The 25,223-nt window shown below is 69.1% G+C and carries 23 protein-coding genes and 1 riboswitch; of the genes, 7 read left to right on the top strand and 16 right to left on the bottom strand.

Translation table 11 applies throughout. The features are described from left to right. Nucleotides 1–109: 109 nt before the first annotated feature. Together ACIOKD_RS21990 and ACIOKD_RS21985 are read right to left on the bottom strand one after the other, a co-directional pair. A complete protein-coding gene (locus ACIOKD_RS21990; RefSeq protein WP_402086488.1) occupies nucleotides 110–1,162 on the bottom strand; it encodes an EamA family transporter in 1,053 nt (350 codons plus the stop codon). A 123-nt stretch (nucleotides 1,163–1,285) separates the two neighbouring features. Next, nucleotides 1,286–1,834: a Clp protease N-terminal domain-containing protein gene (locus ACIOKD_RS21985; RefSeq protein ID WP_402086485.1), complete on the bottom strand. Its 549-nt coding sequence runs from the start codon at nucleotides 1,832–1,834 to the stop codon at nucleotides 1,286–1,288. 197 nt (nucleotides 1,835–2,031) lie between these two features. Here ACIOKD_RS21985 and ACIOKD_RS21980 point away from each other — a divergent pair, with 197 nt between their 5' ends. Continuing rightward, complete coding sequence (locus tag ACIOKD_RS21980; RefSeq protein ID WP_402087005.1) at nucleotides 2,032–2,262, top strand: hypothetical protein; 231 nt, start codon at nucleotides 2,032–2,034, stop codon at nucleotides 2,260–2,262. Between the two features lie 98 nt (nucleotides 2,263–2,360). Further along, a complete protein-coding gene (locus ACIOKD_RS21975; protein WP_402086482.1) occupies nucleotides 2,361–2,789 on the top strand; it encodes an SRPBCC family protein in 429 nt (142 codons plus the stop codon). A gap of 127 nt (nucleotides 2,790–2,916) precedes the next feature. Here ACIOKD_RS21975 and ACIOKD_RS21970 read toward each other — a convergent pair whose 3' ends face one another. Continuing rightward, entirely contained in the window at nucleotides 2,917–3,576 is a 660-nt protein-coding gene (locus ACIOKD_RS21970) for a PadR family transcriptional regulator (RefSeq protein WP_398295437.1), read from the bottom strand. 195 nt (nucleotides 3,577–3,771) lie between these two features. Between ACIOKD_RS21970 and ACIOKD_RS21965 the strand changes: the two genes are divergently transcribed. Further along, a complete protein-coding gene (locus tag ACIOKD_RS21965) occupies nucleotides 3,772–4,590 on the top strand; it encodes a PhzF family phenazine biosynthesis protein (RefSeq protein WP_402086480.1) in 819 nt (272 codons plus the stop codon). A gap of 106 nt (nucleotides 4,591–4,696) precedes the next feature. Here the strand turns inward: ACIOKD_RS21965 and ACIOKD_RS21960 are convergent, their stop codons facing one another. Next, nucleotides 4,697–5,497, bottom strand: a complete 801-nt coding sequence (locus tag ACIOKD_RS21960; RefSeq protein ID WP_402086477.1) for a CPBP family intramembrane glutamic endopeptidase — start codon at nucleotides 5,495–5,497, stop codon at nucleotides 4,697–4,699. 196 nt (nucleotides 5,498–5,693) lie between these two features. Here ACIOKD_RS21960 and ACIOKD_RS21955 point away from each other — a divergent pair, with 196 nt between their 5' ends. Continuing rightward, on the top strand, nucleotides 5,694–7,463 hold the full coding sequence (locus tag ACIOKD_RS21955) for a substrate-binding domain-containing protein (RefSeq protein WP_402086474.1): 1,770 nt from the start codon (nucleotides 5,694–5,696) through the stop codon (nucleotides 7,461–7,463). A gap of 37 nt (nucleotides 7,464–7,500) precedes the next feature. Here ACIOKD_RS21955 and ACIOKD_RS21950 read toward each other — a convergent pair whose 3' ends face one another. Then, nucleotides 7,501–9,021, bottom strand: coding sequence for a glutamate--cysteine ligase (locus ACIOKD_RS21950; protein WP_402086471.1), 1,521 nt, complete (start codon nucleotides 9,019–9,021; stop codon nucleotides 7,501–7,503). A 668-nt stretch (nucleotides 9,022–9,689) separates the two neighbouring features. Between ACIOKD_RS21950 and ACIOKD_RS21945 the strand changes: the two genes are divergently transcribed. After that, entirely contained in the window at nucleotides 9,690–10,280 is a 591-nt protein-coding gene (locus ACIOKD_RS21945; RefSeq protein WP_402086468.1) for a hypothetical protein, read from the top strand. 402 nt (nucleotides 10,281–10,682) lie between these two features. Beyond that, entirely contained in the window at nucleotides 10,683–10,886 is a 204-nt protein-coding gene (locus ACIOKD_RS21940; RefSeq protein WP_107018633.1) for a DUF5999 family protein, read from the top strand. Between the two features lie 131 nt (nucleotides 10,887–11,017). Here the strand turns inward: ACIOKD_RS21940 and gcvP are convergent, their stop codons facing one another. After that, nucleotides 11,018–13,903 (bottom strand): aminomethyl-transferring glycine dehydrogenase, encoded by a 2,886-nt coding sequence (gene gcvP, locus ACIOKD_RS21935; RefSeq protein WP_402086465.1) that lies wholly within the window; start codon nucleotides 13,901–13,903, stop codon nucleotides 11,018–11,020. A 184-nt stretch (nucleotides 13,904–14,087) separates the two neighbouring features. Beyond that, nucleotides 14,088–14,183: riboswitch (glycine riboswitch) on the bottom strand. A gap of 104 nt (nucleotides 14,184–14,287) precedes the next feature. On the opposite strand from gcvP, the gene ACIOKD_RS21930 reads away from it, so the two are divergent. Next, nucleotides 14,288–14,662, top strand: a complete 375-nt coding sequence (locus ACIOKD_RS21930; RefSeq protein WP_402086462.1) for a PRC-barrel domain-containing protein — start codon at nucleotides 14,288–14,290, stop codon at nucleotides 14,660–14,662. Between the two features lie 215 nt (nucleotides 14,663–14,877). Here ACIOKD_RS21930 and ACIOKD_RS21925 read toward each other — a convergent pair whose 3' ends face one another. The 10 genes from ACIOKD_RS21925 to ACIOKD_RS21880 all read right to left on the bottom strand — a co-directional run bounded on the left by ACIOKD_RS21925 (nucleotide 14,878) and on the right by ACIOKD_RS21880 (nucleotide 25,030). Further along, complete coding sequence (locus ACIOKD_RS21925; RefSeq protein WP_402086461.1) at nucleotides 14,878–16,296, bottom strand: DNA polymerase IV; 1,419 nt, start codon at nucleotides 16,294–16,296, stop codon at nucleotides 14,878–14,880. A gap of 89 nt (nucleotides 16,297–16,385) precedes the next feature. Beyond that, nucleotides 16,386–17,018, bottom strand: coding sequence for a MerR family transcriptional regulator (locus tag ACIOKD_RS21920; RefSeq protein ID WP_402086458.1), 633 nt, complete (start codon nucleotides 17,016–17,018; stop codon nucleotides 16,386–16,388). Nucleotides 17,019–17,232: 214 nt separating this feature from the next. Further along, a complete protein-coding gene (locus ACIOKD_RS21915) occupies nucleotides 17,233–17,706 on the bottom strand; it encodes a bifunctional nuclease family protein (RefSeq protein WP_006123076.1) in 474 nt (157 codons plus the stop codon). 99 nt (nucleotides 17,707–17,805) lie between these two features. Next, nucleotides 17,806–18,540, bottom strand: coding sequence for a MerR family transcriptional regulator (locus ACIOKD_RS21910; protein WP_402086455.1), 735 nt, complete (start codon nucleotides 18,538–18,540; stop codon nucleotides 17,806–17,808). Nucleotides 18,541–18,583: 43 nt separating this feature from the next. After that, nucleotides 18,584–19,555 (bottom strand): FHA domain-containing protein, encoded by a 972-nt coding sequence (locus tag ACIOKD_RS21905; RefSeq protein ID WP_402086452.1) that lies wholly within the window; start codon nucleotides 19,553–19,555, stop codon nucleotides 18,584–18,586. 61 nt (nucleotides 19,556–19,616) lie between these two features. Continuing rightward, a complete protein-coding gene (locus tag ACIOKD_RS21900) occupies nucleotides 19,617–20,483 on the bottom strand; it encodes a DUF881 domain-containing protein (protein ID WP_402086449.1) in 867 nt (288 codons plus the stop codon). A gap of 5 nt (nucleotides 20,484–20,488) precedes the next feature. Beyond that, nucleotides 20,489–20,821: a small basic family protein gene (locus ACIOKD_RS21895; RefSeq protein ID WP_046587749.1), complete on the bottom strand. Its 333-nt coding sequence runs from the start codon at nucleotides 20,819–20,821 to the stop codon at nucleotides 20,489–20,491. After that, nucleotides 20,818–21,720 (bottom strand): DUF881 domain-containing protein, encoded by a 903-nt coding sequence (locus tag ACIOKD_RS21890; RefSeq protein WP_402086445.1) that lies wholly within the window; start codon nucleotides 21,718–21,720, stop codon nucleotides 20,818–20,820. The genes ACIOKD_RS21895 and ACIOKD_RS21890 overlap by 4 nt, the downstream gene beginning before the upstream one ends. A gap of 92 nt (nucleotides 21,721–21,812) precedes the next feature. Beyond that, the gene (locus ACIOKD_RS21885) at nucleotides 21,813–24,308 is read right to left on the bottom strand and encodes a sugar phosphate nucleotidyltransferase (protein ID WP_402086444.1); all 2,496 of its coding nucleotides are present in this window, start codon (nucleotides 24,306–24,308) and stop codon (nucleotides 21,813–21,815) included. An 89-nt stretch (nucleotides 24,309–24,397) separates the two neighbouring features. Then, nucleotides 24,398–25,030: a CDP-alcohol phosphatidyltransferase family protein gene (locus ACIOKD_RS21880; protein WP_402086441.1), complete on the bottom strand. Its 633-nt coding sequence runs from the start codon at nucleotides 25,028–25,030 to the stop codon at nucleotides 24,398–24,400. Nucleotides 25,031–25,223 lie beyond the last annotated feature (193 nt).

The following is a 25,223-nucleotide window of genomic DNA, read 5'->3' as shown; positions in this document are numbered from 1 at the left end:
CCGGGCCTCCCTCGCGTTCGACCGTGCCGTGTGGGCCCTACAGGGGTGGGCCCACACGGGTGGTCACCATGCTTTTTAACAGCCCGGCCGGAGCCGCACGGCACTGCTTCTAGCCGGCGGCACCCCGCCCGGACAGCCGCTCCCTATCGACGCCGTCCGGGCCGTCCGAGCCGTCCGGGCCGTCCGAGCCATACACGCCGTGTGCCACCGGAGCCTGCGACCCCTTGGCGGGCGCGGACGTCTGCGCGATGAAGGCACCGCACAGCACCACCGCTCCGCCGATGATCTGGGGCGCCGAGAGATGCTCCCCGAGCAGGACCCAGGCGAGCACCGTCGCGATGACCGCCTCCAGGCACGCCACGACTCCGGCCACCTGCGGCGAGAGTCTGCGCACCGCGAGGACGCCGGTCACGTAGGCGACGACCGTCGCGATCAACACGATCCACCCCAGGAGCAGCGAAGCAGCCACGGTCGTCCCGTCCATGTCCGCTCCACCCCCGAGGACCGACCAGTCCATGCCCCACGGCCGCGCCACGAGCGTCAGGACGAGCGCGCCGACGAGCAGCCCGTACGCGATGACGCCGAGCGGGGCCGGCGCCTCCTCCCCCGCGTCGCCGCCCTGGTCGGACAGGACGAAGTAACCGACCTGGCAGCACGCGGCGCCGAGCGCCAGCAGCAGTCCGAGGGCGTCGAAACTCAGCCCCGCCCACACTTCGACGACACAGGCGAGACCGCCGACGGCCAGGACGACCCCGAGGGCAGCGGCACGGGTGACGGGCCGGCGCTGCACGAACCGCACCCAGCCGAGGACCAGCGCGGGCGCGAGGTACTCGACGAGCAGTGCGACGCCGACGGGTATCCGGGAGATGGAGGCGAAGTAGCAGGCCTGGACACCGGCGACGGCCAGCAGTCCGAACCCCGCGAGCAGCGCGGGGCGCTCACGCACCAGGTTCCGGTGGCGTACGGCCAGCGGCAGCATGAACAGCGCGGCACCCGCGACGCGCAGCCACACCACGTGCAGGGGGTCCAGGCCTGCCTCGATCAACGGTTTGGCGGCGACGCCGGAACCCCCGAAGGCGACCGCCGATCCGAGCGCGAGCCCCAGCCCGACGCCTCTGCCGCCTCTGCCACGGTTGCCCGCACTGATTGCTGACGTATGCACCGGCCCATGATGACAGGCGACGACATGAGCTTCACCCCCGTTGACACCTGTCTCAACGACTGGACGTGCGCACGACTGGACGTACGCACGCCTGGACGCGCCGGGCCCGCGAGCGGCTCGGACTCAGGTTTCGAGATCCCGGCCCCGCTGCGCCACACCGTCGAGGCGCACCAGCAACTCCCGCACATCGACCCCCGCGCGTCCCAGCACTTCGACGGCTCGCGACTCGGGTTCGGTGGCGAGTGCGGCGAGCAGGTCGACGCCGTCCGCGAACGGGTCACCCCGCCGCACGGCACGTTCGTACGCTGCCGCCATGACGCCGGCCGCCACCGGCGACCATCCGTCACCGGTAACCGTCGGTACGGCACCGGAGTCCTCGACGGAACTCTGCCAGCGGAGCCCGTAGCCGATGCTGCGCTGGACGAGGTAGCCGAGCAGCCGGGCGACCTGCGGGCCGCTCTCGAAGGCCTCGCGCACCTTCGGGTCCGACTCCAGGAGCGTGTGCAGCAGGTGGGCCGTGTCGATCTGCCGGTCACCGTCCCGCGACGCCCTTCTGCGCGCACTCGCGACCATCGCCGCCAGCTCGGCACTGAGGTGGGCCTCGGCGTCGGGGCCCACCGGGCCGCGCTCGGCGGCCTGCTGGTGGGGGCTGTGGGAAACACGGTGTTGCACATCTCCCACCTCATCAGCCCGCCGGCATCCGGTCATCCTCGTAAGGAAGCATTTCCGCGTCCGACACAGGGTGGGCACCGGTGTCCGGCTCCTCCTCCTTACGGATGACATCGCGCTGTTTTCCCCGCAGCAGCGCGCGCCGCTTCGCTCCGCGCCCCTGGCTCAACCGTGTCGCTCCGGCGCTCGTCCACACGGGCATGGAGAGCAGGTGCTGGCTGGTGGCACTGCCGTCGGTGGACGGCAGACAGTACGTGTACCGGGTCTACGCGCCCGAGGACGCGCTGCTCGCCGACCTGTTCCGGGAGGCGTGGCACTGCCACGACGAAGGGCCCTTCCCGCGCGCGTGGGACCTGTTCGACGCGGCGATGACATGGCGGACGGGCCGACCCCCCGCCACCGCACGGCGCAACAAAGCCGTCGCTCCCTGACGGTTCATCAGTATTGAATGTTCACGTCTCTACGGCTACGTTCCGCGACACCGTAGCCAGCTGCGCCCGGCGCAGCGCCCGAGACGAGGGGTGGCCGCATGGCCGAAGTCAGCGCGGAAGCACGGATCGAGGCACCCGCCGAGAAGGTCTGGGCGCAGCTCACGGACTTCTCCTCGTACGGCGAGTGGAACTCCACGCACACCAGCTTCCCCAAGGGCGGACCCGAGACCCTCGAAGTCGGCGGCACCTTCGAGGAGAACATGAGGCTCATGGGCTTTCCCGCGGAGGTCAACTGGACCATCGAGGAACTGGAGACGGCCCGCACGCTCGCGATCCGCGGCAAGGGACCCATGTCCGTGACGGTCGCCACGCGCTACACCCTGATCCCGGAAGGGGAAGCCACCACGGTCCGGATCGACGGCGAGTTCACGGGCGCCGCCGTCTCACTGATGGCGGGCAAGCTCAAGGACTCGGCGACAGCGGCCCTCAACGAGTCCCTGCGCAAACTGAGCGGGCTCGTCTCCTGAAGGACCCCCCGCCACCCCCACACACATTTCCACACGCACGCAGCCCCCACTCGGTCCTCCATCCACAGGGGGGTACCTCGAAGTCGAGGTACCCCCCTCGCCACGGCCCGTTCGGCCGGGTGCGCCATCAGTCCTCGTCGGCGAGGATCAGATACAGCTTCTTGCGTGATTCGTTGATGACGGCCAGCGCCTTCTCGCGCTGCTCCTTGCTGCCGGTCTTCCAGACCTGCCCGAACGCCTCCATCAGACCGAAGCCGGCCTGCCTGATGTCGCTCAGCGCCTCCCAGTCGACCCCGCGCCCCGCGTCCTCCCAGGGCGCTTCCGGGCCCTCGTCGGCCGCGGCCCGACCCTCCTCGGTCAGCGAGAACAGCTTCTTGCCGCCCTCGGTCGCACTGCTGATCAGACCTTCGTCCTCCAGCAACTGCAGGGTGGGGTACACCGAGCCGGGGCTGGGCTTCCACGCTCCGCCGCTGCGCTCGGCGATCTCCTGGATCATCTCGTAGCCGTGCATGGGCCGGTCCTTGAGCAGGGCCAGGATCGACGCGCGCACATCACCGCGCCGCGCCCTGCCGCGCGGTCCGCCCCGGCCTCCGCGCCCGCCCCAGGGGCCCGGGCCGAAGCCGGGACCACCGAAGCCGGGCCCGAAGGGACCGAAAGCCCCACGCCGGCCTTCGAAGCCGCCCTCACCGGGACCGCCAGGACCGCCGGGGCCACCCCGGCCGCGTCCACGGCCATGCCCGTGACCGGGGCCGAAGCCCGGTCCGTATTCCTCTCCATGGGAACGCATCGCAATCACTCCATTCCATCGTTGATCTGTCGCGATGCGTCAACGATATATCGGAATAGCTCGCCCGGCAAGACCATACCGACAGCAGACCGCCACAAGGCCGACAGGAAGACCGCGAGGAAGACCGCAGAAGAGAGCCGCCCGCTCCGAATTGGCCTTGGCGCACGCCCCAGAACAGCGCCTACCGTCCGGCTCATGCGGATTCGTATCGTCGACGCCTTCACCGACCGCCCCTTCGCCGGCAACCCGGCCGGGGTCCTCCTCCTCGACGCCTCGGCGTCCTTCCCGGACGACGCCTGGCTGCAGAACGTGGCCCTGGAGGTCAACCACGCCGAGACGGCCTTCGCCCACCCCCTCCCGGCAGGAGGCGATGCCGACTGGGCGCTTCGCTGGTTCACCCCGGCCGCCGAGGTCGCGTTGTGCGGCCACGCGACACTCGCCACCGCTCATGTGCTGGTCACCACAGGAGCCGTACGGGGGCCCGTACGGTTCGCGACGAGGAGCGGCGTGCTCATCGCGACCCCGGGGGACGACGGCTCCATCACGCTGGACTTCCCGACCGCCCCGCTCACCGCGGTCGAGACCCCGGCGGGCGTGGCCGAGGCCCTGGGCGCCGAGCCCCTCACCACCCGTGACACCGGCCCGGACATCGGCGACCTGCTCATCGAACTCGCCGACGAGGAGACGGTCCTGGGCCTCAAGCCGGACACCGCGGCCCTGGGTCGCTACTCCGAGCGCGGCATCATCGCCACGGCCCGTGCCCAAGACCCCTCCCGGGGCTACGACTTCGTGTCCCGCTGCTTCTTCCCGAACATCGGCATCGACGAGGATCCGGTGACCGGCAGCGCCCACACGGCCCTCGCCCCGTTCTGGTCCGAGCGCCTGGGCCGGACCGTACTCACCGGCCTCCAGGCCTCGGCCCGCTCCGGGCGCGTCCGTACGGAACTCCGGGGGGACCGCACCCTGCTCTCGGGCCGCGCGGTCACCGTGATCGAGGGCGACCTGCTCGTGTGAGCAGCGCGAATCACCCGCGGAACGGACGAAGGGGCGTACGGCTCATCCGTACGCCCCTTCGCGTGCCCCACACGGGCCGCGTGCCCTGCATGGGCCCACTCTCCGCTCACGCGGTGGGCAGCCACCCGACCTTCCCCGCCAGCAGCGCGTACCCCACGAACGCCCCGATGTCGAGGAGCGAGTGGGCGACCACCAGCGGCCCGATCCGCCCCCACCGGCGGTAGAGGCAGACGAAGACCACGCCCATCACCATGTTGCCGATGAACCCGCCGATGCCCTGGTAGAGGTGGTACGAGCCGCGCAGCACCGAGCTGGCCACCAGGGCGGTGACCGGGGTCCAGCCCAGCTGGCCGAGGCGGCGCAGCAGGTACCCGACGACGATGACCTCTTCCAGGATCGAGTTCTGCAGCGCGGAGAGGATCAGCACCGGGTACTTCCACCACACCTCGGGCAGTGCCTCCGGCACCACGGTGAGGTTGAACCCGAGCCCGCGCGCGGCCAGGTAGAAGGCGATGCCCGTGCTGCCGATGACGGCGGCGATCCCCGCTCCGCGGGCGAGGTCGAACCACGGGCGCGTGCGGTCGAACCCGAGTGTGCGCAGCCCCTGGCCCTCACGGATCAGGAAGTGCGCGACCAGGGCGACCGGCACCAGCGCGGACGTGATCCCGAACAGCTGCCAGGCCAGATCGAGCCAGGGACGGCCCGGGGCGGCCGAGGCGTTGAGCGTGGCCGCCTGGTCCTTCAGGCCTCCCGGCCTGGTGACCGAGCCCACGAAGCTGATCAGCGCCGAGACCCCGCTGGCCCCGAGCGAGACTCCCAGTACGAGCAGCGTCTCGTCACGGAGAATCCGCCGCCCGGGCTGTCCCTCGGCAAAAGAATCAGCCACCGGCTCCTGCCCCACCTGCACTCATGCCTCCAGTTACGTAATCCCGCCTCATCTCCATCTTCGCCCCGCTAGGGTCTCGAAAGAAGTTGCGAAGATCGGGCGTGACAGGCCGTCAAGGGACGGACGCCATGTGGGGTGCACTTCCCTAGTGCCATACCATTCGGCCATTTCACCGTTTCACCGGCTCCGGGCTCGATCAGGGAGGGGCACCACCGCCATGGGACGTCACAGCTTGCCCGACGGGTTGCGCAGAGGCGGCACCGGCCCCCGGTCACGGCCGCGGCACCGCAATGTGGCGCTCGCGACCGCCCTGGTGACGATCCTGGCCGGCGGGACCGTCGCCGCGATCGACGGCGGTCTGCTCTCCTTCGGCTCGTCCTGCTGGGACAGCACCGTACGGCTGAGGATCGCCGCGGCTCCCGGCATCGCGCCCGCGCTCAAGGACGCGGCCGACTACGCCCGGGACAACGACGTGACGTCCGACGGCAGCTGCCTCGACGTCCGTGTGACCGCCCAGGACACCTACAAGTTCGCCGACGCCCTCCGGTCCAAGCGGAAGAGCGCGAGCGACTTCGAGGCGTGGGTGCCGGACTCGGGCGTGTGGGTGGACAGGGTCGTCGCGGACAACCAGTCGCTCTCGGTGACACCGGCGGGCAATGTCGCCTCCTCACCCATCGGTGTCGCCATGGTCCCGTCGGCCGCGAAGTCCCTCGGCTGGCCGGAGAAGACGTACTCCTGGACCGAGCTGGCCGGCGTCACCATGACGAGCGACCGTCTGAAGCTCGGCGCGGGCGACCCCTCGCGCAGCGCCACGGGGCTGCTCGCGCTGACCCAGCTGGCGCAGACGGCGGGCAGGTCCAAGGGCGGCGACACCTTGGCGGCGGCCACCGCCAAGGCCCTCTCGCAGCGCACCTCCGACAGCGACGGCCAGGTCCTGGACACCCTGCCGCGCGACCTCTCCGGCACCGAGCAGGGCAACCCGAAGCGCAACCAGGCGCTGATCCTCTCCGAGCAGGCCGCGTTCGCGTACAACGAGTCGGCGGACAGCGGCGACGATCTCGACCTCTTCTATCCGAAGGACGGCGCGCCCCGGCTGGACCATCCGTTCGCCCTGGTCGACGAGCCCAGCCTGACCACGGACGAGAGCCGGGCCGCGCTGCGGTTCATGACGCTGCTCGGTGAGAGCGACGGACGCAGGATATTGGAGAAGCACGGCTTCCGTACGGACGAGGACGAGATCCCGGCCGCGCTGGTGGCCGAAGCCGGCGGCCGTGCCCCGCAGCCGTACCGGGAGGTGCCCGAGAAGCCGGCGACGGACAAGGAGATCGAGGAAGCGCTCGGCATGTGGACCATCACGGTGCAGAGTGCCCGCCTCACCACGGTCGTCGACGCTTCCTCGTCCATGTCGGACGCGGTGCCGGGCACCAGCGAGTCCCGGATGGACGTGACCAAGGCGGCGCTGCTCCAAGCCCTGGCCACGTTCACTCCTGAGGACGAGATCGGGCTGTGGAAGTTCTCCAGGAGGATCGACGGCAAACGCGACTACCGCGTCCTCGTACCCACCGACCGGCTCGGCGACCAGGTGGGCGGCGACACGCAACGCGAGCGGCTGTCGGCGGCCTTCAGCGACCTCAAGCCGGTCAAGGACGGCGCGACCGGCCTGTACGACACCACGCTGGCCGCGTACAAGGCGGCCGCGGCCTCCTACACGAAGGGCAAGTTCAACGCCCTCGTGCTGCTGACCGACGGGGTGAACCAGGACCCCGGGAGCATCTCGCGCGCCGGCCTGGTCGCCGAACTCCGCAAGCTCGCCGATCCGGAGCGTCCGGTGCCCCTGATCGCGATCGCCGTGGGCCCGGACGCCGACAAGAAGGAACTGAACGAGATCGCCGAGGCGACCGGCGGCTCGGGACACCTGGTCACCGACCCGTCCCAGATCCACGCGGTGATCCTGAAGGCCGTGGTGAAGGCGGGCAACACGGGCTGAACCGCCCTCACCCCCACCGCCCTCACCCCCATCGGCCTCACCCCAGCGGCACCGCCGGCTCCCGCAGCCCCACCGGCCAGGTGTGCACCGGCTCACCGAGGCGCATCAGCTCGCTGTACCGCCTCGTCGTGGCGGCCAGCGCGGCATCCCGCCCCATGTTGCTCTCCAGGGCCTTGTGGAACGTACGGGACTGCCAGGAAGCGCCGTTGACCCGCCGCTTGCACCGCTCCTCGATCACCCCGAGGTAGAGGTCCCGGTCGGCCGGCTCGATGCCCCACGCGTCCAGCCCCGCCGCCGCGAGGGGCAGCAGCTCGTCGCGCACCAGTTGCACCCCGGGCACGCGCGTGACCCCGCCGTACCTGCCGCCCCGCGGCCACTCAAGCTGCGCGTCGATGCCGTACCGGCAGGCCTGGTCGAAGTTGGTGGCCGCGGCCTCGAAGGGCAGCCGCGTCCAGATTGGCCGGGTCTCCGCGGCGAGGGCGCGCACGAGCCCGTAGTAGAAGACCGTGTTGGCGACGACGTCGATCACCGTGGGGCCCGCGGGCAGCACACGGTTCTCGACCCGCAGATGCGGGACGCCGCCGTCGATGCCGTACACCGGGCGGTTCCAGCGGTAGACGGTGCCGTTGTGGAGCACGAGTTCGGCGAGGCTCGGGATGCCGCCCTCGTCGAGGACGCGCATCGGATCCTCCTCGTCCCGCAGCGGCAACAGGGGAGGGAAGAAACGCAGGTTCTCCTCGAAGAGGTCGTACGCCGAGGAGATCCACCGTTCGCCGAACCAGGTGCGCGGCCGCACCCCCTGCGCCTGGAGTTCCGGCGGGCGCGTGTCGGTGGACTGCTGGAACAGCGGCGGCCGGGACTCGCGCCACAGCTCACGGCCGAAGAGGAACGGCGAGTTGGCGCCCACGACGATCTGTGCCGCGGCCGCGATCTGCGCGGCGTTCCACACGTCGGCGAACCGGTCCGGTGTGACCTGCAGATGCAACTGCACAGACGTACAGGCCGCTTCGGGCGCGATGGACGCCGAGGTGCACTTGAGCCGTTCCACGCCCTCGATGTCCAGGGTGAAGTCCTCACCGCGGGCCGCGACGATCTGCTCGTTGAGCAGGGTGTAACGGTCCACGTCCGAAAGGTTCGCGGAGACCAGGTCGTCACGGGCGAGGGTCGGCAGAATACCGATCATCACGATTCCGGCATCGACCTCGTTCGCCTTCCTGTGGGCGTATGCGAGAGAGGTGCGCAGTTCCTCGGCGAGCCGGTCGAATACCCGGCCCTCAAGCCGGTGGGGCGCAATGTTGACTTCCAGGTTGAACATGGCGAGTTCTGTTTGGAAATCACGACTGGCGATACGTTCGAGCACTTGCGCATTCATCATTCTCGGCATGCCGTCGGGGCCTGCGAGATTCAGCTCGATCTCCAGGCCCATGAGGTTTTTAGGACGGTCGAACCGCTCCTCCGCCAGCAACCGCGCCAGCCCCTCAAGGCACTGCTGAAGCTTTTCTCGGTACCGTCGGCGGTCGGACAGACCGATCGTCCCCGCCACGACCTTCTCCCCCATCGAAGCTTCCCTCCTCGACTGGGCCGCCCCAAGAACCGGCCGCTGGTGTCCCGGGTCACGGGGGATGATGCCCAGGCAATGTGATCGATAACGCCCCGGACCTGCCCCCCGGGCACTACTCTGAACTCAATTCCCGTCAGGCACATTCACTAGGCATGAGGCGCCCCACTTTTCTTGACTGTCGACCTGTCGTGAAAAACGCCGACGAGAATCGGCCGTCCACCGCGGAAGAGTATTCCGAGGTCATCGACGGGTACCCGCCGAGAACCAGGACCAAACACACGTATCGACGACCTGATTGTCTCTTGCGCCGAATGCGCGGAACAGGTAGCTGAAACACGGCCTGAACACGTGTCGTATAAACTCCGCGAACGAGGCAGAGCGTTGGCGCTCGTGGTCGCAGGGCCTGTCGTCGAGGTGACGGCGTTGACCCGAAGGGCGGCCCGTGCGGCGTCCTGTGCGTGCGATCGCAAAGTCGCCGGAAGAATCTTGTAGCGGAGCTATCGGAGCCTTTCGGCGACTCGGCGAGCACGCGTGCCGGACACCGCGCGGCAGGCATCACTTCGGCGACAGGTCCTATGCCCCCGCCCCTTTGACCCCGAGAGCTGACAGCGCCGTCCGCCCCCGCCCCCGCGCCACCATGCCTGTCGAATGAGAGGCGACCCACCATGCCGCTGCACGTCCCTCCGGCTCCCGCGCCGGCATTGCGCACCGTCCTCACGGCCCTCGGTTCCCCGACCGCGGTCCGTGAAGCCCGTACCCCGTCCCTCCGCGACACCCAGGGACCCCTCACAGCCGAACTCCCGCTGCCCGTCCACGTACTCGACCGCATCAGCACGGCGGGCACCTCGGCCACCCGGCTCGCCGGATGGCGCTTCCTGATCCGCTGCCACGAACGCGCGGTGGCGGCGGCGGAAACCAGGCTGACCCCCGACGGCTGGGCCTTCTCCCACTTCTTCGAGGGCCCGTACGTCACCGCCACCGAGCGAGCCCTGCGCCAGGCGGAGACGATGCCGGGGTCGTACCAGCCGCGTCTGCTCTCAGTACCCGAGCTCTACATGCTCACACTCTGGCTGCACGGCGACCTCGCCGCCGACGGAACGAAGGGGCACCTCGCCGCCACCGACCTGTTGGTGCCACTGGCACCCGCCCCGCCCGGTATCGCCGCCCACCGCCCGCACCGCGTGGCCGAACTGCTGCCCGTACTGACCCACCGGCTGGCACCCGCGGCCACCCCACTGCTCGGCTCACCCGCCTGAGCGCACCTTGGTTCCACTGCCCCGCGGCCATCACCCGGTCGCGGGGCACATCGCTGTGCGCACCGGCCGACAAGGAGGGCGGGGCACGAACATGAGGAGGACGTCGCTCGGAGTGACACGTGCAGGACGCAGCGCACTTCCTGTCCGTTCGGACTAGCCCCATCCGACCATTGCGAACCACCCGAAGGGACACCCCAGTTGGGATGAACCGTCCGCACGGGTGATGCGTCATCAACCTGTGAGGAGCGCTGGCGCCAAATCCCTGCGGATTGACGCCCATAGGGCAACACTGGGTTCCGGACCATCTGACAAACGGGGGGGGCGGCAATGGACGCCAGTTCGAGCCGCGAAACAGACAACACATCGAACACCGACCTCACACCGAAGCGAAAGATCCCATCAATGTGCCAGCACCAGCGACCGTGCCCGACAGCCGACTCCGCCGACCGGGAAGCAGCGCTCCTCGTGGCGCACCACCCGGAACAGGGATGGAGCCTGCTGTGCAACGGCGTCCTGCTCTTCGAGGACACCGGTGAGCTCCTGCCGGACGGCCGGATCATCGCGCCGCACCGGCCTCTGGCCCTTGATGTGATGACCGCCGCCTGAACGGCACGGCACGGACGGCGGAAACGAACGGCGGGCAGGCCGTCCGGAAGCGAGCCGAGAGCACCGAAACAAAGAGGGGCCGGCCCCGGGAAACATCCCCGGAACCGGCCCCGACGCATGCCCGGGCGCGACTAGTCCTCGTAGGCGTCCAGCGGCGGGCAGGAACAGACCAGGTTCCGGTCGCCGTACGCCTGGTCGATCCGTCGCACCGGCGGCCAGTACTTGTCGGCGGCCGAGACCCCGGCCGGGAACACGGCCTCCTCGCGGCTGTACCCGTGCTCCCACGTGTCGCCGAGCGCGCCCGCCGTGTGCGGGGCGTTGCGCAGCGGGTTGTCGTCCGCCGCCCACTCCCCCGAGCCGACCTTCTCGATCTCCGCGCGAACGGCGATCATCGCGTCGCAGAACCGGTCGAGTTCGGCCAGGTCCTCGCTCTCGGTGGGCTCGATCATCAGCGTGCCGGCCACCGGGAACGACATCGTCGGCGCGTGGAACCCGTAGTCGATGAGGCGCTTGGCGACGTCGTCGACGCTCACACCGGTCGCCTTGGTGAGCGGGCGCAGGTCGATGATGCACTCGTGCGCCACAAGCCCGCCGGGACCGGTGTAGAGGACCGGGAAGTGCGGTTCCAGGCGCTTGGCCACGTAGTTGGCGCTCAGCACGGCGACCTGGGTGGCCCGCTTGAGCCCCTCCCCGCCCATGAGCCTGACGTACGCCCACGAGATGGGCAGGATGCCCGCGGAACCCCAGGGAGCCGCGGAGACCGGGCCCACGCCCGTCTCCGGCCCCGCGGCGGGCTGCAGCGGGTGGTTCGGCAGATACGGCGCCAGGTGCGCGCGCACGCCGACCGGGCCGACGCCAGGCCCGCCGCCGCCGTGCGGGATGCAGAAGGTCTTGTGCAGGTTGAGGTGCGAGACGTCGCCGCCGAAGTGCCCCGGCTTGGCGAGCCCCACCAGCGCGTTGAGGTTGGCGCCGTCCACGTAGACCTGCCCGCCCGCCTCGTGCACCCGCGCGCAGATGTCGGCGACGTGCTCCTCGAACACGCCATGGGTCGAGGGGTACGTGATCATGAGCACGGACAGCTCGTCACGGTGCTGCTCGATCTTGGCCCGCAGGTCCTCGACGTCGATCTCGCCGTCCTCGGCGGTCTTCACGACGACGACCTTCATCCCGGCCATCACCGCACTGGCGGCGTTCGTGCCGTGCGCGGACGACGGGATGAGGCAGACCGTGCGCTGCTCGTCGCCGTTGGCCCGGTGGTATCCGCGGACGGCCAGCAGACCGGCCAGCTCGCCCTGCGAACCGGCGTTGGGCTGGAGCGACACGTTGTCGTAGCCCGTCACCTCGGCGAGCCGCTCCTCCAGCTCACGGATGAGCGTGAGGTACCCCTGCGCCTGCTCGGCGGGCGCGAAGGGGTGCAGCTGTCCGAACTCGGGCCAGGTGACCGGCTCCATCTCGGTGGTCGCGTTGAGCTTCATGGTGCACGAGCCGAGCGGGATCATGCCCCGGTCGAGCGCGTAGTCGCGGTCCGCGAGGCGGCGCAGGTAGCGCAGCATCGCGGTCTCGGAGCGGTACTGGTGGAAGACCGGGTGCGTGAGGTACTCGTCGGTGCGCAGCAGCGGCGCCGGCAGCGTGTCCTCGGCGGTCCCGTCCAGCGCGGCCACATCGGCGTCGACGCCGAACGCCGACCAGACGACGCCCAGTTGGGCCCGCGTGGTCGTCTCGTCGCAGGACAGGTACAGGTGGTCCGCGTCCACCAGGTGGAGGTTGACCCCGCCCTGGCGGGCGGCTGCGAGGATCTCGGCGGCCCGGCCCGGCACCCGCACGGTGAGGGTGTCGAAGTACGCCTCGTGGACGACCCCGACCCCGCCCGCCCGCAGTCCGGCGGCAAGGATCGTGGCGTACCGGTGAGTGCGCCGAGCGATGCCCTTCAGACCCTCGGGACCGTGGTAGACGGCGTACATCCCCGCCATCACCGCGAGCAGCACCTGGGCCGTGCAGATGTTGCTGGTCGCCTTCTCACGGCGGATGTGCTGCTCCCGCGTCTGCAGGGCCAGGCGGTACGCCTTGTTGCCGTCCGCATCGACCGAGACGCCGACGAGCCGCCCGGGCAGGCTGCGCGCGAACTTCTCGCGGACGGCCATGTATCCGGCGTGCGGCCCGCCGAAACCCATCGGCACCCCGAAGCGCTGTGTCGTACCGACGGCGATGTCGGCGCCCAGCTCGCCGGGCGAGGTGAGCAGCGTCAAAGCGAGCAGGTCGGCGGCGACGGTCACGACCGCGCCCAGCTCGTGCGCCTGCTCGATGACGGGCTTCAGGTCCCGCACGGCACCGGAGGCACCGGGGTACTGCAGGAGTACGCCGTTGATCTCGCGCCCGGCCAACTCGGTGGGGATGCCGTCGCTCAGGTCGGCGACGACGACCTCGACACCGGTGGGCTCGGCACGGGTCCGGATCACGGCGACGGTCTGCGGCATGGTGTCCGCGTCGATGAGGAAGAGGCCCTTCTTGTTCTTCCCCATGCGCCGGGACAGCGCCATGGCCTCGGCGGCCGCCGTGCTCTCGTCGAGCAGCGAGGCCCCGGAGGTCGGCAGTCCGGTCAGCTCGGCGACCACGGTCTGGAAGTTCAGCAGGGCCTCAAGGCGCCCCTGCGAGATCTCCGGCTGATACGGCGTGTAGGCCGTGTACCAGGCAGGACTTTCCATGACATTGCGCAGAATGACGGGCGGCGTGAACGTCCCGTAATAACCGAGCCCGATCATCGAACCCAGCACCTGGTTGCGATCCGCGAGGGAACGCAGCTCGGCCTGCACTTCGGCCTCAGTGCGCGCACCCGGCAGTTCGAGCGCGTCGGCGTTCTTGATCACATCCGGCACCGCGGCGGCCGTCAGCTCGTCGAGCGAGCCGTACCCCACCTGAGCGAGCATCTTGGCGCGGGCCTCGGAGTCGGGCCCGATGTGACGCTGCTCGAAGGGGATTCCCTGTTCGAGCTCGGAGAGCGGAATACGTTGGGCGGTCATTGCGGAGGCCTCCTGGTCTGACGACCTTCGAGGGGCACCACGATGTGGGTGCCCGAACGGCCTCCCCCTCTGTCATCTCAACCTGAGAGCTTCACCGGCTCGCCGCGAAGGCGCACCGGCTTTCACCGTCGGTGAGAGCGGAGCCCGTCGAAAACTCGAACACCGCTCTGCTTTCCAGAGTGACCTCGTCCATGCGGTACGTGTGCCTGAGAGATTCCGGGGAGGATTTGCTCCTTCGGCGCCTCCGTTGAAGCCTGGAGGACTCTCCCGCACGGGGTCAGCAGCCGTCGCCCAGCCTACCAGCGGGGTTCCCTCAAGTGGCCGCCCACCTCAAAGTGCTCTTTCGTAGTGCTTACGGATGAGTTGCGAGCAGCTGGAGGGCCCGTGCAGACCGACATCGATCCGCGCAACCTGATAGGCCGCAAGGCGTTCGACCGCAACGGCACGAGGATCGGCACCGTCGACGAGGTCTACCTCGACGACGCTACCGGCGCACCGGAATGGGCGGCCATACGCACCGGCCTGTTCAGCCGGGACGCCTTCGTCCCCCTGGAGCCCAGCAAGGTGGTCGGCGAATCCCTGCACGTCCCCTTCGAACGCTCCCTGGTCAGGGACGCCCCCGACTTCGGCGTAGGCCGCCACCTCTCCCCCGAACAAGAACTGCAGCTCTACCACCACTACGGCTTGGACGTATCCCCCCCACCCCCCTTCCCGGACAGCAACTTCGGCCACCTGGCCACCACAGAAGACCCCACCTGACACCCCTACCCCCAGGGCAAGGGGAACGGCGCAACCATTCGCCTTCCCAGAGGCGCGGGGAACGGCGCGATCTACTGCCCTTCAGGGGCGGGCGCGGGGAACGGCGCAACCTTTCGTCCTGAGGGGCGCGGGGAACGGCGCAATCCTTTGCCCTTCAGGGGCGCGGGGAACGGCGCAACCAGCCACAACGAACCCGCACCCACAAACGCACCCCCTCACCCCACCCCCTCACCCTCCCCAAGCGCCGCAGGCAAACGCACAGGCCCAACCAGAGGCAACGGCTCCGCCCTCTCCAGCCCAGGATCATCGACCCGAAACGTCTTCACCCGCCCCGGCAAGGAATCCGGCGTCTCGAACCGCACAGTCACCCGGCCCAGCCCACTCCCCTGCACCCACCCGTGCCCGAACTCGGCATGCCGAACATCGTGCCCCGCCCGCCACTGCCGCTCAGCCGACGGCTCCGGCTCCGCAGCCACCTCCTCCGCCGACTCCGGCCCGAGCACCTCCGACTCCCCCGCGGCACCGGCCTGCGCCTCGGCCGCAGCCTCAGCCTGGGCCTGGGCCTGGGCCTGCGCGAAGAGATCCTCCTGCGTGTAGTCGGCAAGCCCGGTCACCCCGACCCCCAGCAACCGCACACCCCCCGTGGTGTCCACCGCCTCCAGCAGCCGCGCGGCAGCCTCCCGCACCACGGCCGTGTCGTCCGTCGGCCCCCGCAACGTCTCGGACCGCGTCAGCGTGGAGAAGTCGTACCGCCGCACCTTCAACACGATGGTCCGCCCGGAAAGACGCGCGCCCCGCAGCCGCTGGACGCACCGGTCCGCAAGCCGCTGCACCTCCATGCGCACGCGTACCCGGTCGTGGATGTCCACGTCGTACGTGTCCTCGACGGACACCGACTTGGTGTCCCGCTCGGCCACCACGGGACGCTCGTCGCGGGCCAGCGCCATGGCGTACAGGGCGAGGCCGTGGGACTTCCCCAGGAGTCGTACCAGCTCGTCCTCGCCCGCCTCCGCGATCTCCCCGACCGTGCTGATGCCGCCCCGCCGCAGGTGGTCGCCCGTGGCCGGCCCCACACCCGGCAGGATGCGTACCGGCATCGGTGCGAGCAGCGCCCGCTCGGTGCCCGGTTCTATCAGTACGAGTCCGTCCGGCTTGGCCTGCTCCGAGGCGATCTTCGCGAGCATCTTGCAGGCCGCAAGCCCCACGGACCCGGTCAGCCCCGTGACGGCCCGGATGTCGTCGCGCAGCTTCCTCCCGGCCAGCAGCGCCGATCCCTCGTCCCAGGCCGTCTCCCCGGCCTCCAGGTCCACGAACGCCTCGTCCAGACTCAGCGGCTCCACCAGCGGCGACAGCTCACGCAGCAGCCCCATCACCTGCTCGCTGATGTGCCGGTAGAGACCGAAGCGCGGTACGAGGTACGCGGCGTTCGGCGCCAGCCGGCGGGCCTGCGCCATGGGCATCGCCGAGTGCACCCCGAAGACCCGCGCCTCGTACGAGCAGGTGGAGACCACGCCACGCGGTCCGAGGCCGCCCACGACGACCGCTTTCCCGCGCAGGCTCGGCTTGGACGCCTGCTCGGCCGAGGCGAAGAAGGCATCCATGTCGAGATGCAGGATCGTGGGCGCGGTTCTCACATGTCCGATGCTGCCCTACGCCACTGACAATCCCCCGGCCCACCGCCCATGAAGCGCAGCAGGACCGCCGACACGCCCTCCGTGGCGCCTCAGACCGCCCGGTTGCGGCGCCGAGCCAGCTCGTCCGCCGGATTGGCCCCGACGAGCGTCTCACCCGTGTCCACACGCTCTCCGTGCAGCTGCGAGAGCGCGCTCTCCACGTCCCGCCACACCACGCCCACAGCGATGCCGAAGATGCCCTGGCCGCCCTGGAGCAGCGCGTGGACCTCGTCGGACGAGGAACACTCGTAGACCGTCGCGCCGTCGCTCATCAGCGTCATCCGCTCCAGGTCGCAGGAGCCCCGCTCCTTCAGGTGCTGAACCGTGGTGCGGATGTTCTGCAGCGAGACCCCCGTGTCGAGGAACCGCTTGACGATCTTCAGGACGACCACGTCCCGGAAGCTGTAGAGCCGCTGCGTCCCCGACCCGTGGGCGGGCCGCACGCTCGGCTCGACCAGCCCGGTCCGGGCCCAGTAGTCCAACTGCCGATAGGTGATCCCCGCGGCCGCACAGGCCGTGGGCCCGCGATAACCGATCTCCTCGGACGCCACCTCGTCGTCCCCCGGCACCGCCTTCGGCCGCTGTACGTGATCGGCCGCGCTGCTGTGAAGCGGGTACGGGCCACTGTCCCCCAGACCGCGTCCGGGGGCACCCCCAGCCGTACCGTCGCCGCTGCTTCTCACGCCGACCTCCGTCCTTGACCTGCCTTCTCGACGGTAGGCAGTCACCAGGGGCTCGTCAACGATCGCCACACTCGCCACGCCGGGTGATAATCACCCTAAGAGTGGTTTCCCGTGCCCCACCGCGGGGAAAGGCTAGCCGAATGCTCTCGGGACGGCCGCCGCACGGCCCGTCGTCCGACGGTCCCGGAGGGTCACCGACCGGTGTCCCGCACCGTCACTGACTGTTGGTCCCGAAGTCCTCGGGCGAGATCTGGTCGAGGAACTCGCGGAACTTCTCCACCTCGTCCTCCTGCTCGTCCGGGATCGCGATGCCGGCGTCGTCCAGGACACCGTCGCTGCCGTAGATGGGTGTCCCGGTGCGCAGGGCCAGCGCTATGGCGTCGGACGGCCGCGCGCTGACCTCGACTCCACTGGCGAACACCAGTTCCGCGTAGAAGACGCCCTCCCGCAGGTCCGTGATGCGCACTTCGGTCAGCTCCTGGCCGACGGCCTCCAGCACGTCCTTGAACAGATCGTGGGTCAGCGGTCGCGCGGGGGCCATGCCCTGCTGCGCGAAGGCGATCGCCGTCGCCTCCCCCGGCCCGATCCAGATGGGGAGGTAACGGTCGCCTCCCACTTCACGCAGGAGCACGATCGGTTGGTTGGAGGGCATTTCGACCCGGACACCTACGACGTCGAGCTCGTTCACACAGCAACCCTAGGCCGTGCCCGGCACCTTTGGGTAGTCGAGCACGGAATGGGTGCCCTATCCCACGTTCCGCGTCCTGCGTCCGCGCGGGTCGCCGGGTCAGGGAAGACGGACCCCGAGGGCCGACTGCACCAGGGCGGCGTGCAACTTCACCGCGAGTCCCGCCAGCTCTTTGGTACGCGCCTGGGCGTGTGCCCTGGTCTGCGGGTTGCGGTGGAGCCGCAGGGGTGCCACGACCTGGTCCACCAGACCGGCCTCACGGTCGGCGGCGGCTTTCACGGCGCGCAGATGCCGTGGCTCGATCCCGAACCGCCCGAGCTCCAGGACCAGTCCCGCGACCGTCACCGCTTCGGCGTCGTACACCCCGTCCAGCAGCGGCGTGATGAGCCCGTACGACTCCCACTCGTCGAGCTCCTTCTCACCGATCCCGGCGGCGGCCAGCAGCTCGGCCCGCCCGATGCGGGCGACGACGGGCCCCTCCGGCTCGTTCGGTGCCTCCCCGTCGCGCTGACGCCCCACGGAGGGCAGCGGGGCCGCCTCCCCGCGCTCCATGGCGTCCAGGTGCTCACGGATGACCTTCAGGGGCAGATAGTGGTCCCGCTGCATCCTCAGGACGTGTCCGAGGCGCTCGACGTCGTCCTCGCTGAACTTGCGGTATCCCGAAGGGGTGCGCTGCGGCTCGATGAGGCCCTCGGACTCCAGAAAACGAATCTTGGAGACAGTGACCTCGGGGAATTCGTCACGCAGCACGTTCAATACCGTGCCGATGCTCATCAGCCCGTGGTCCGCGGCGGCGGCGCCGTGTCCGGCACCGCCGCTCGGTGTTCGAAGCATGGACCTTCCCTGGGGGTCTCCCCGGACAAAGTCTGGGGGAGGGTCAGATGCCCCGCTGGCTCGCGTAGAAGACCAGCCGGTACTTGCCGATCTGCACCTCGTCACCGTTCGACAGGGGGACCCGGTCGATGCGCTCCCGGTTGACGTACGTGCCGTTGAGGCTTCCGACGTCCGCCACCGTGAACGAACCGTCGGGCTCACGGCGGAACTCGACATGGCGGCGCGACACGGTCACATCGTCCAGGAAGATGTCGCTCTGCGGATGACGGCCGGCGGTCGTCAGATCGCCGTCCAGCAGGAAGCGGCTGCCCGAGTTGGGCCCCCGCCGCACCACCAGGAGCGCCGAGCCGAGCGGCAGGGCGTCCACGGCGGCCTGCGCCTCGGGAGACAGCATCGGCATCTGCGTCTGACCGGTGACCTCGGCGTCGTACGCCTCAAGACCGGAGATGGAGATCGTCGAAGTGGTCTCCGACGGACGCTCCGGGGTCGCCCCGGCCCGCAACGGCGCACCGCAGTTCGAGCAGAAGCGGCTCGCTTCCGTATTGCGGTTACCGCACCTCGTACACACCAGGGCCGACATGGACGGATCCTCCTGCTGCGGCTGCCCCGCCGGGGTATTGGACGCGTACGGGTCGGAGCCGAAACCTCCACCCGCACCTGAGGTTGACGGATCCCCGAAACCTATGCGCCCCGACTGGGCAGGGTCAACAGACGGCGCGCCCTGACCACCGGAGATGTCACCGGGCGGCCCACCGACCTGGTCCCGGAACAGCGGACGGTCCCCCTGCTCCTCGGCTTCCGAGGGGCGCGGTGCGCGATGCCGGGCAGTGGCGTTGTCGCTGCCCTCTCGTGCGCTCTTGCCGAACAACTTCGCAAACAACTTCACGGGCGATTCCCCTTGACCGAAACAGACCCGCCCGTGGGGCAGGACGAACCCTGATTGCACACACCGGTCGAGCCGGACACCCTCACAACGTCCGTATCCACCAGACAGTTTCCACCACGCACCACCCATTCGGTGCGTCGACCCCCCGCAAGCTCATGCCCTCGGAGAGCCACGCCCAAGCGCCCCCGGTTCACTGGGAGGACGACCGAGCGTAGTCAGGTCGCTCGGCGGGTCGCAAGGCGTCCACGACGATCTTGTCCGAGCGCTCCACCGTGACAGTGGCCTGCTCCTTCTCCAAAGTCTGCACCACTCCGCCAGGGATGTTGAGCGCCGGTTCGAGGTCCTGAGGTTTGCCGATGACCTTGAAACGATACGGGGAGCTGATCTTGTTCCCGTCCACGGCGACTCCCCCGCTCACATCCGTCAGATAGGTGCCTGCGACGATCCGTACGCCATTGACCTGGATCGCCTCCGCGCCCGCCGCACGGAGCTCCTGGATCGCGTCGAGCAGCATGTCGGCCTCGACCGTGCCCTTCCCGTCGTCGATCGTCAGTGTGATGCCGGGGCCCTGCGCCGCCACGGTGCCCGCGAGGATGCCGAGTTGTTTCTCCTTCTCGACCGTCTGCTTGCGGGCCTCCTCGGCCTGGTCCGAGCTGTTCTCCAGCTCGGTGCGCTGATCCTCCAGCCCCTGCTTCTCCTCTTCCAGACGCTGTGTACGGTCGTCGAGTTCATCGAGGATGCGTACGAGGTCCTCCTGGCGTGCGCCGCGCAGGGCGCCGTCGCTGTCGCTGTTGGACGCGACCTGGACGGCGAGGCCGAATCCGAGGCCGAACAGAAGCAGCGCGACGATGAGTTGCGCGCGGGACACCCGCGGCGGCCACAGCCCCATCACCAGCCGCTGACGACCGGTGGGGCCGGCCGGCCTGCCCGGCTCCCGCTCCGCCCGCTCGGCACCGGGCTCCGATGCCTTCTCCGGAGCCTTTGCCAGCACCTCTTCGGGCAGTTCCTCGCGCAGCGGGTTGTCGGGAGTTCCCGGCGTCTTGTCGTTGCTGCTCATCGGCCTCACGCCCGGAAGACGTGCCGGCGGATCGCCGCGGCGTTGGAGAAGATGCGAATGCCCAGGACGACCACGACACCCGTGGACAACTGGGCGCCCACGCCCAACTTGTCACCCAGGAAGACGATCAGCGCGGCCACCACGACGTTGGACAGGAACGACACCACGAAGACCTTGTCGTCGAAGATGCCGTCGAGCATCGCCCGCAGACCTCCGAACACGGCGTCGAGCGCCGCGACGACGGCGATCGGAAGATAGGGCTCGACCATCGCCGGAACCTCGGGCCGGACCAACAACCCAGCCACGACTCCCACAACGAGGCCCAGTACGGCGATCACGATGTGCCTTTCTCTGTACTCGGTTGCGCTGTTCGTACGATCACACTCGGTGCCGCGGGCAGCCGGACCTCGTCCTCGGCGGAGATACTGGTCCTGATCCCGAAGTTCTCGTGCAGAGCCTGCAGATACTGCCCGTCACCGCTGTTCTGGAACGTGCTGCGCAGCCGGTCCCCGTCCCCCACGGCCAACACCGTGTACGGCGGCACCAGCGGTTTGTTGTCGACCAGTATCGCGTCACCCGCCGCCCTGATCGCGGACAGGGCCGTCAGCCGCTGGCCGTTGATCGTGACGGCCTCGGCGCCCGACGCCCACAGCCCGTTGATGACACGCTGCATGTCGCGGTCGCGTACCCGCCCGGTGTCGGAGAAGCCCGAGGTCTCACGCGCGTCCCCGTCACCGGCGTGGTCGGCTTCCTTCGCGTCGTCCACGACGAGTTTCACACCGGGACCGTGCACTTCGAGGGCTCCGGCCAGGATGCCCACCAGCTCGCCCTGGTCACCGCCGTGCTTCTTCAACGCCTCACGCTGCCGGGCCCCGACATCGTCGCGGAGTTCGTCGATGGCGTCCTCAAGGTCTTCGGCCGCCGACGTCTCGCTGTCGATGCGGTCGATGAGCTCCTCGCGCTCCTTGGCGACGACCGGAGCCGCTATCCGCGCCTGCGCCGCGCCCACGGTCACCAGCAGCGCGGCGAGTACCAGACCGGCCGCGAGACCGAGCTTCGCCGACAGCCTCTTGGGCATCCCGCCCGTGCCCTCGGCCTTACGCCGGGCAGCGGCCTCGGCGTACCCCTCGTCAAGACTGTGGTCCATGACATTGGTGAGCAGCGACATGGAGGCGTCCAGGCGCGAGGGGCGCGTGGGGGTGCTCCGAACGGGGGGCTGCTGCGGCATGCCGCACATCGTCGCACGTCGCGACCTGTAGCTCCGAACGGCCCCACCGACGTGCCGGACAGGCCCCTTCCGGGGCACTGTCCGGCACGCGCGTGTACTGCTCAGCTACCGGCGCTGTCCACCACCGTCGACCACTCGTCGAGCAGTGCCTGCGCCGAGGCGTCGTCTGGCCCTTCGGCCCACAGATGGGTGACTGCCTCCGCCGGATCGGGCAGAACCATCACCCAGCGTCCGTCGGTCTCCACGACACGCACCCCGTCGGTCGTGTCGACGAACCGGTCACCGGCCGCTTCGACCACGCGTCGCATCACAAGCCCCTTGACCGCCCAGGGAGTCGCGAGATCGCGCTTGAGGACATGGGCCCGCGGAATCCGCGCGTCGATCTGACTGAGCGTGAGCTGCGTCCGGGCCACCAGACCGAGGAGCCGGACGAAGGCCGCCGTACCGTCGAACACACTGCTGAACTCAGGCACGATGAACCCGCCGCGCCCGTCACCGCCGAAGATCGTCGACTCCTCGCGTCCGACGCGCGTCAGATCGTCCGGAGACGTCGTCGTCCAGTCGACCTGCGTCCCGTGGTACGCAGCCACCTGCTCGGCGATCCTCGTGGTGGTCACCGGCAACGCCACGCGCCCGCTGCGCCGTTCGGCCGCCACCAGGTCGAGCAGGACGAGCAGCGCCCGGTCGTCCTCAATGATCCGGCCCTTCTCGTCGACTAGCGACAGCCGCTCGCCCACCGGGTCGAACCGCACCCCGAAGGCGGCCCGCGCGGAGGCCACGATCTCGCCGAGCCGGACCATCCCGGACCGACGGGAGTCCGCCGTCTCGGTGGGACGCGACTCGTCGAGCCCCGGGTTGATGGTCAGCGCGTCGACCCCGAGCTTGCCCAGGAGGCTGGGCAGCACCAGCCCGGCACTGCCGTTCGACGCGTCCACGACCACCTTGAGCCCGGCGTCGGCGATCCCGGTCGTATCGACATTCCTGAGCAGGGAGCCGGTGTACGAGTCGAAGACGCTGGCCGGGAAGTGCAGATCCCCGATCTCACCGGGGAACGCACGCCGGTACTCCTGCCGGGCGAACACCCGGTCCAGCTTGCGCTGACTTCCCTGGGACAGGTCCGCCCCGTTCCCGTCGAAGAACATGATGTCGACCGAGTCGGGAACTCCGGGCGTCGTACGGATCATGATTCCGCCGGCACTGCCCCGCGCGGTCTGCTGCCGCGCCACCGGCAGCGGTACGTTCTCCAGGTCCCGTACGTCCATGGCGCTGGCCTGCAGAGCGGAGATGACCGCCCTCTTGAGCGCGCGGGCACCTCTGGAGTGGTCACGGGCCGTCGTGACGGTGGACCCCTTCTTCAGGGTCGTCGCGTACGCCCCCGCCAGCCGCACGGCCAGCTCGGGCGTGATCTCCACGTTGAGGATCCCGGTCACTCCACGGGCTCCGAAGAGATGGGCCTGGCCCCGGGACTCCCAGATGACCGATGTATTGACGAAGGCGCCGGCCTCGATGGTCTTGAACGGGTAGACCCGCACGTTGCCCTGGACGATCGATTCCTCACCGACGAGGCACTCGTCCCCGATGACGGCGCCGTCCTCGATACGAGCCGCCCGCATGATGTCGGTGTTCTTGCCGATGACACAGCCACGCAGATTGCTGTGCTGGCCGATGTACACGTTGTCGTGCAGTACGGCCTTGTGCAGGAACGCGCCGGTTTTCACGACGACGTTGGAGCCCACCACGGTGTGCTCGCGGATTTCGACGCCGGCCTCGACCTTGGCGTAGTCGCCGATGTAGAGCGGCCCCCGCAGTACGGCGTCGGGATGGACCTCGGCGCCCTCGGCGACCCAGACTCCGGGCGATATCTCGAAGCCGTCCAGCTCGACGTCGACCTTGCCCTCCAGGACATCGGCCTGCGCCTTCACATAGCTCTCGTGCGTGCCGACATCTTCCCAGTAGCCCTCGGCGACATAGCCGTAGATCGGCTTGCCCTCCTTCATCAACTGAGGGAAGACATCGCCGGACCAGTCGACGGAGACGTCGGCCTCGACGTAGTCGAAGACCTCGGGCTCCATGACGTAGATGCCGGTATTCACCGTGTCCGAGAAGACCTGACCCCAGGTCGGCTTCTCAAGAAAGCGCTCGACCTTTCCCTCGTCGTCGACGATGGTGATGCCGAATTCAAGGGGATTGGGAACGCGGGTCAGACAGACCGTTACCAGCCCACCCTTTTCCTTGTGGAAGTTGATGAGGTCGGTGAGGTCGAAGTCGGTCAGAGCATCGCCGGAGATCACGAGGAACGTATCGTCCTTCAGTGCCTCTTCGGCGTTCTTGACACTGCCGGCAGTACCGAGTGGCTTCTCCTCGTTGGCATAGGTGAGCTCCATACCGAGCTCTTCACCGTCACCGAAGTAGTTCTTGACCAGCGAGGCCAGGAACTGGACGGTGACGACGGTTTCGTTGAGCCCATGCCGCTTGAGCAGCCGTAGCACGTGCTCCATGATCGGGCGATTGGCCACAGGCAGGAGCGGCTTGGGCATGCTTGAGGTCATGGGGCGAAGGCGTGTGCCTTCGCCGCCTGCCATCACGACGGCCTTCATGTCGGAAGCGTCCTCCTTGAAGAGACGGTCTAGCCGACTTCACCCGTCAGATTGTCCCGCACATTCTCGTTGCGGGCCATCAGAGACCTCTACGGCCGCCCATTGGGCGGGCTCAGTCGGCCATGGTTGTCCGCACGAACAAGGCGGCGGACCTGAACCACGTATAGGATCCCTGCCCACCAATACAGAGTTGTACCCCATCCGGCGAACGCCCATCCGAAAATAGCAGCGAGTGACGCAAGCCATCCACTTCCGTCACTGAGCAGCAACAACGGGAAGGCGTACATCAAGTTGAACGTTGCAGCCTTCCCGAGGAAGTTCACTTGCGGCGGCGGATAGCCGTGCCGCCTGAGGATGCCCACCATCACGAGCAGGACGAGCTCGCGCGCCAGCAGCACACTGGTCAGCCACAGTGGCAGGATCTCGCGCCAGGTGAGCCCGAGCAGGGTCGTGAGGATGTAGAGGCGGTCGGCCGCGGGGTCCAGCAGCCGGCCGAGGCCGCTGATCTGGTTCCAGCGCCGGGCGAGCTTGCCGTCCAGATAGTCGCTGATACCGCTCAGCATGAGCACCAGAAGCGCCCAGCCGTCGCTGTTGGGCCCACCGAACTCCGGCCTGAGGATCAGCCACAGAAAGAGCGGTACGCCCGCGAGGCGCGCCATGCTGAGGATGTTCGGGATGGTGAGGACCCGGTCTGTCTGGACGCGGGTCTCCTGGACCTCCACCCGGGCCTCCTGTGGGAACGAGCCAACGTTGCCCCCTGACCCTACCCTCAGGCATCCGCACGCAGCGCGGAGGGTTCCGGGTAGTCCTGCCACAAAAACAAAAAAGCCCCCGCACCGAAGTGCGGGGGCTTTTCCGTAATATTAGTTCGGCGGCGTCCTACTCTCCCACAGGGTCCCCCCTGCAGTACCATCG

The sequence above is a fragment of the Streptomyces sp. NPDC087844 genome, from assembly GCF_044742785.1.
Lineage (GTDB): Bacteria > Actinomycetota > Actinomycetes > Streptomycetales > Streptomycetaceae > Streptomyces.
This window is presented reverse-complemented; position numbering and strand designations above follow the sequence as displayed.

Excerpts from the sequence above, each read along its gene's own strand:
- ACIOKD_RS21980 (WP_402087005.1), top strand. The coding sequence starts at position 2,032 with ATGGAGAGCAGGTGCTGGCTGGTGGCACTGCCGTCGGTGGACGGCAGA.
- ACIOKD_RS21975 (WP_402086482.1), top strand. The coding sequence starts at position 2,361 with ATGGCCGAAGTCAGCGCGGAAGCACGGATCGAGGCACCCGCCGAGAAG.
- ACIOKD_RS21970 (WP_398295437.1), bottom strand. The coding sequence starts at position 3,576 with ATGCGTTCCCATGGAGAGGAATACGGACCGGGCTTCGGCCCCGGTCAC.
- ACIOKD_RS21965 (WP_402086480.1), top strand. The coding sequence starts at position 3,772 with ATGCGGATTCGTATCGTCGACGCCTTCACCGACCGCCCCTTCGCCGGC.
- ACIOKD_RS21955 (WP_402086474.1), top strand. The coding sequence starts at position 5,694 with ATGGGACGTCACAGCTTGCCCGACGGGTTGCGCAGAGGCGGCACCGGC.
- ACIOKD_RS21950 (WP_402086471.1), bottom strand. The coding sequence starts at position 9,021 with ATGGGGGAGAAGGTCGTGGCGGGGACGATCGGTCTGTCCGACCGCCGA.
- ACIOKD_RS21945 (WP_402086468.1), top strand. The coding sequence starts at position 9,690 with ATGCCGCTGCACGTCCCTCCGGCTCCCGCGCCGGCATTGCGCACCGTC.
- ACIOKD_RS21940 (WP_107018633.1), top strand. The coding sequence starts at position 10,683 with ATGTGCCAGCACCAGCGACCGTGCCCGACAGCCGACTCCGCCGACCGG.
- gcvP (WP_402086465.1), bottom strand. The coding sequence starts at position 13,903 with ATGACCGCCCAACGTATTCCGCTCTCCGAGCTCGAACAGGGAATCCCC.
- ACIOKD_RS21910 (WP_402086455.1), bottom strand. The coding sequence starts at position 18,540 with ATGCTTCGAACACCGAGCGGCGGTGCCGGACACGGCGCCGCCGCCGCG.
- ACIOKD_RS21905 (WP_402086452.1), bottom strand. The coding sequence starts at position 19,555 with ATGGGTGGTGCGTGGTGGAAACTGTCTGGTGGATACGGACGTTGTGAG.
- ACIOKD_RS21900 (WP_402086449.1), bottom strand. The coding sequence starts at position 20,483 with ATGAGCAGCAACGACAAGACGCCGGGAACTCCCGACAACCCGCTGCGC.
- ACIOKD_RS21890 (WP_402086445.1), bottom strand. The coding sequence starts at position 21,720 with ATGTGCGGCATGCCGCAGCAGCCCCCCGTTCGGAGCACCCCCACGCGC.
- ACIOKD_RS21885 (WP_402086444.1), bottom strand. The coding sequence starts at position 24,308 with ATGAAGGCCGTCGTGATGGCAGGCGGCGAAGGCACACGCCTTCGCCCC.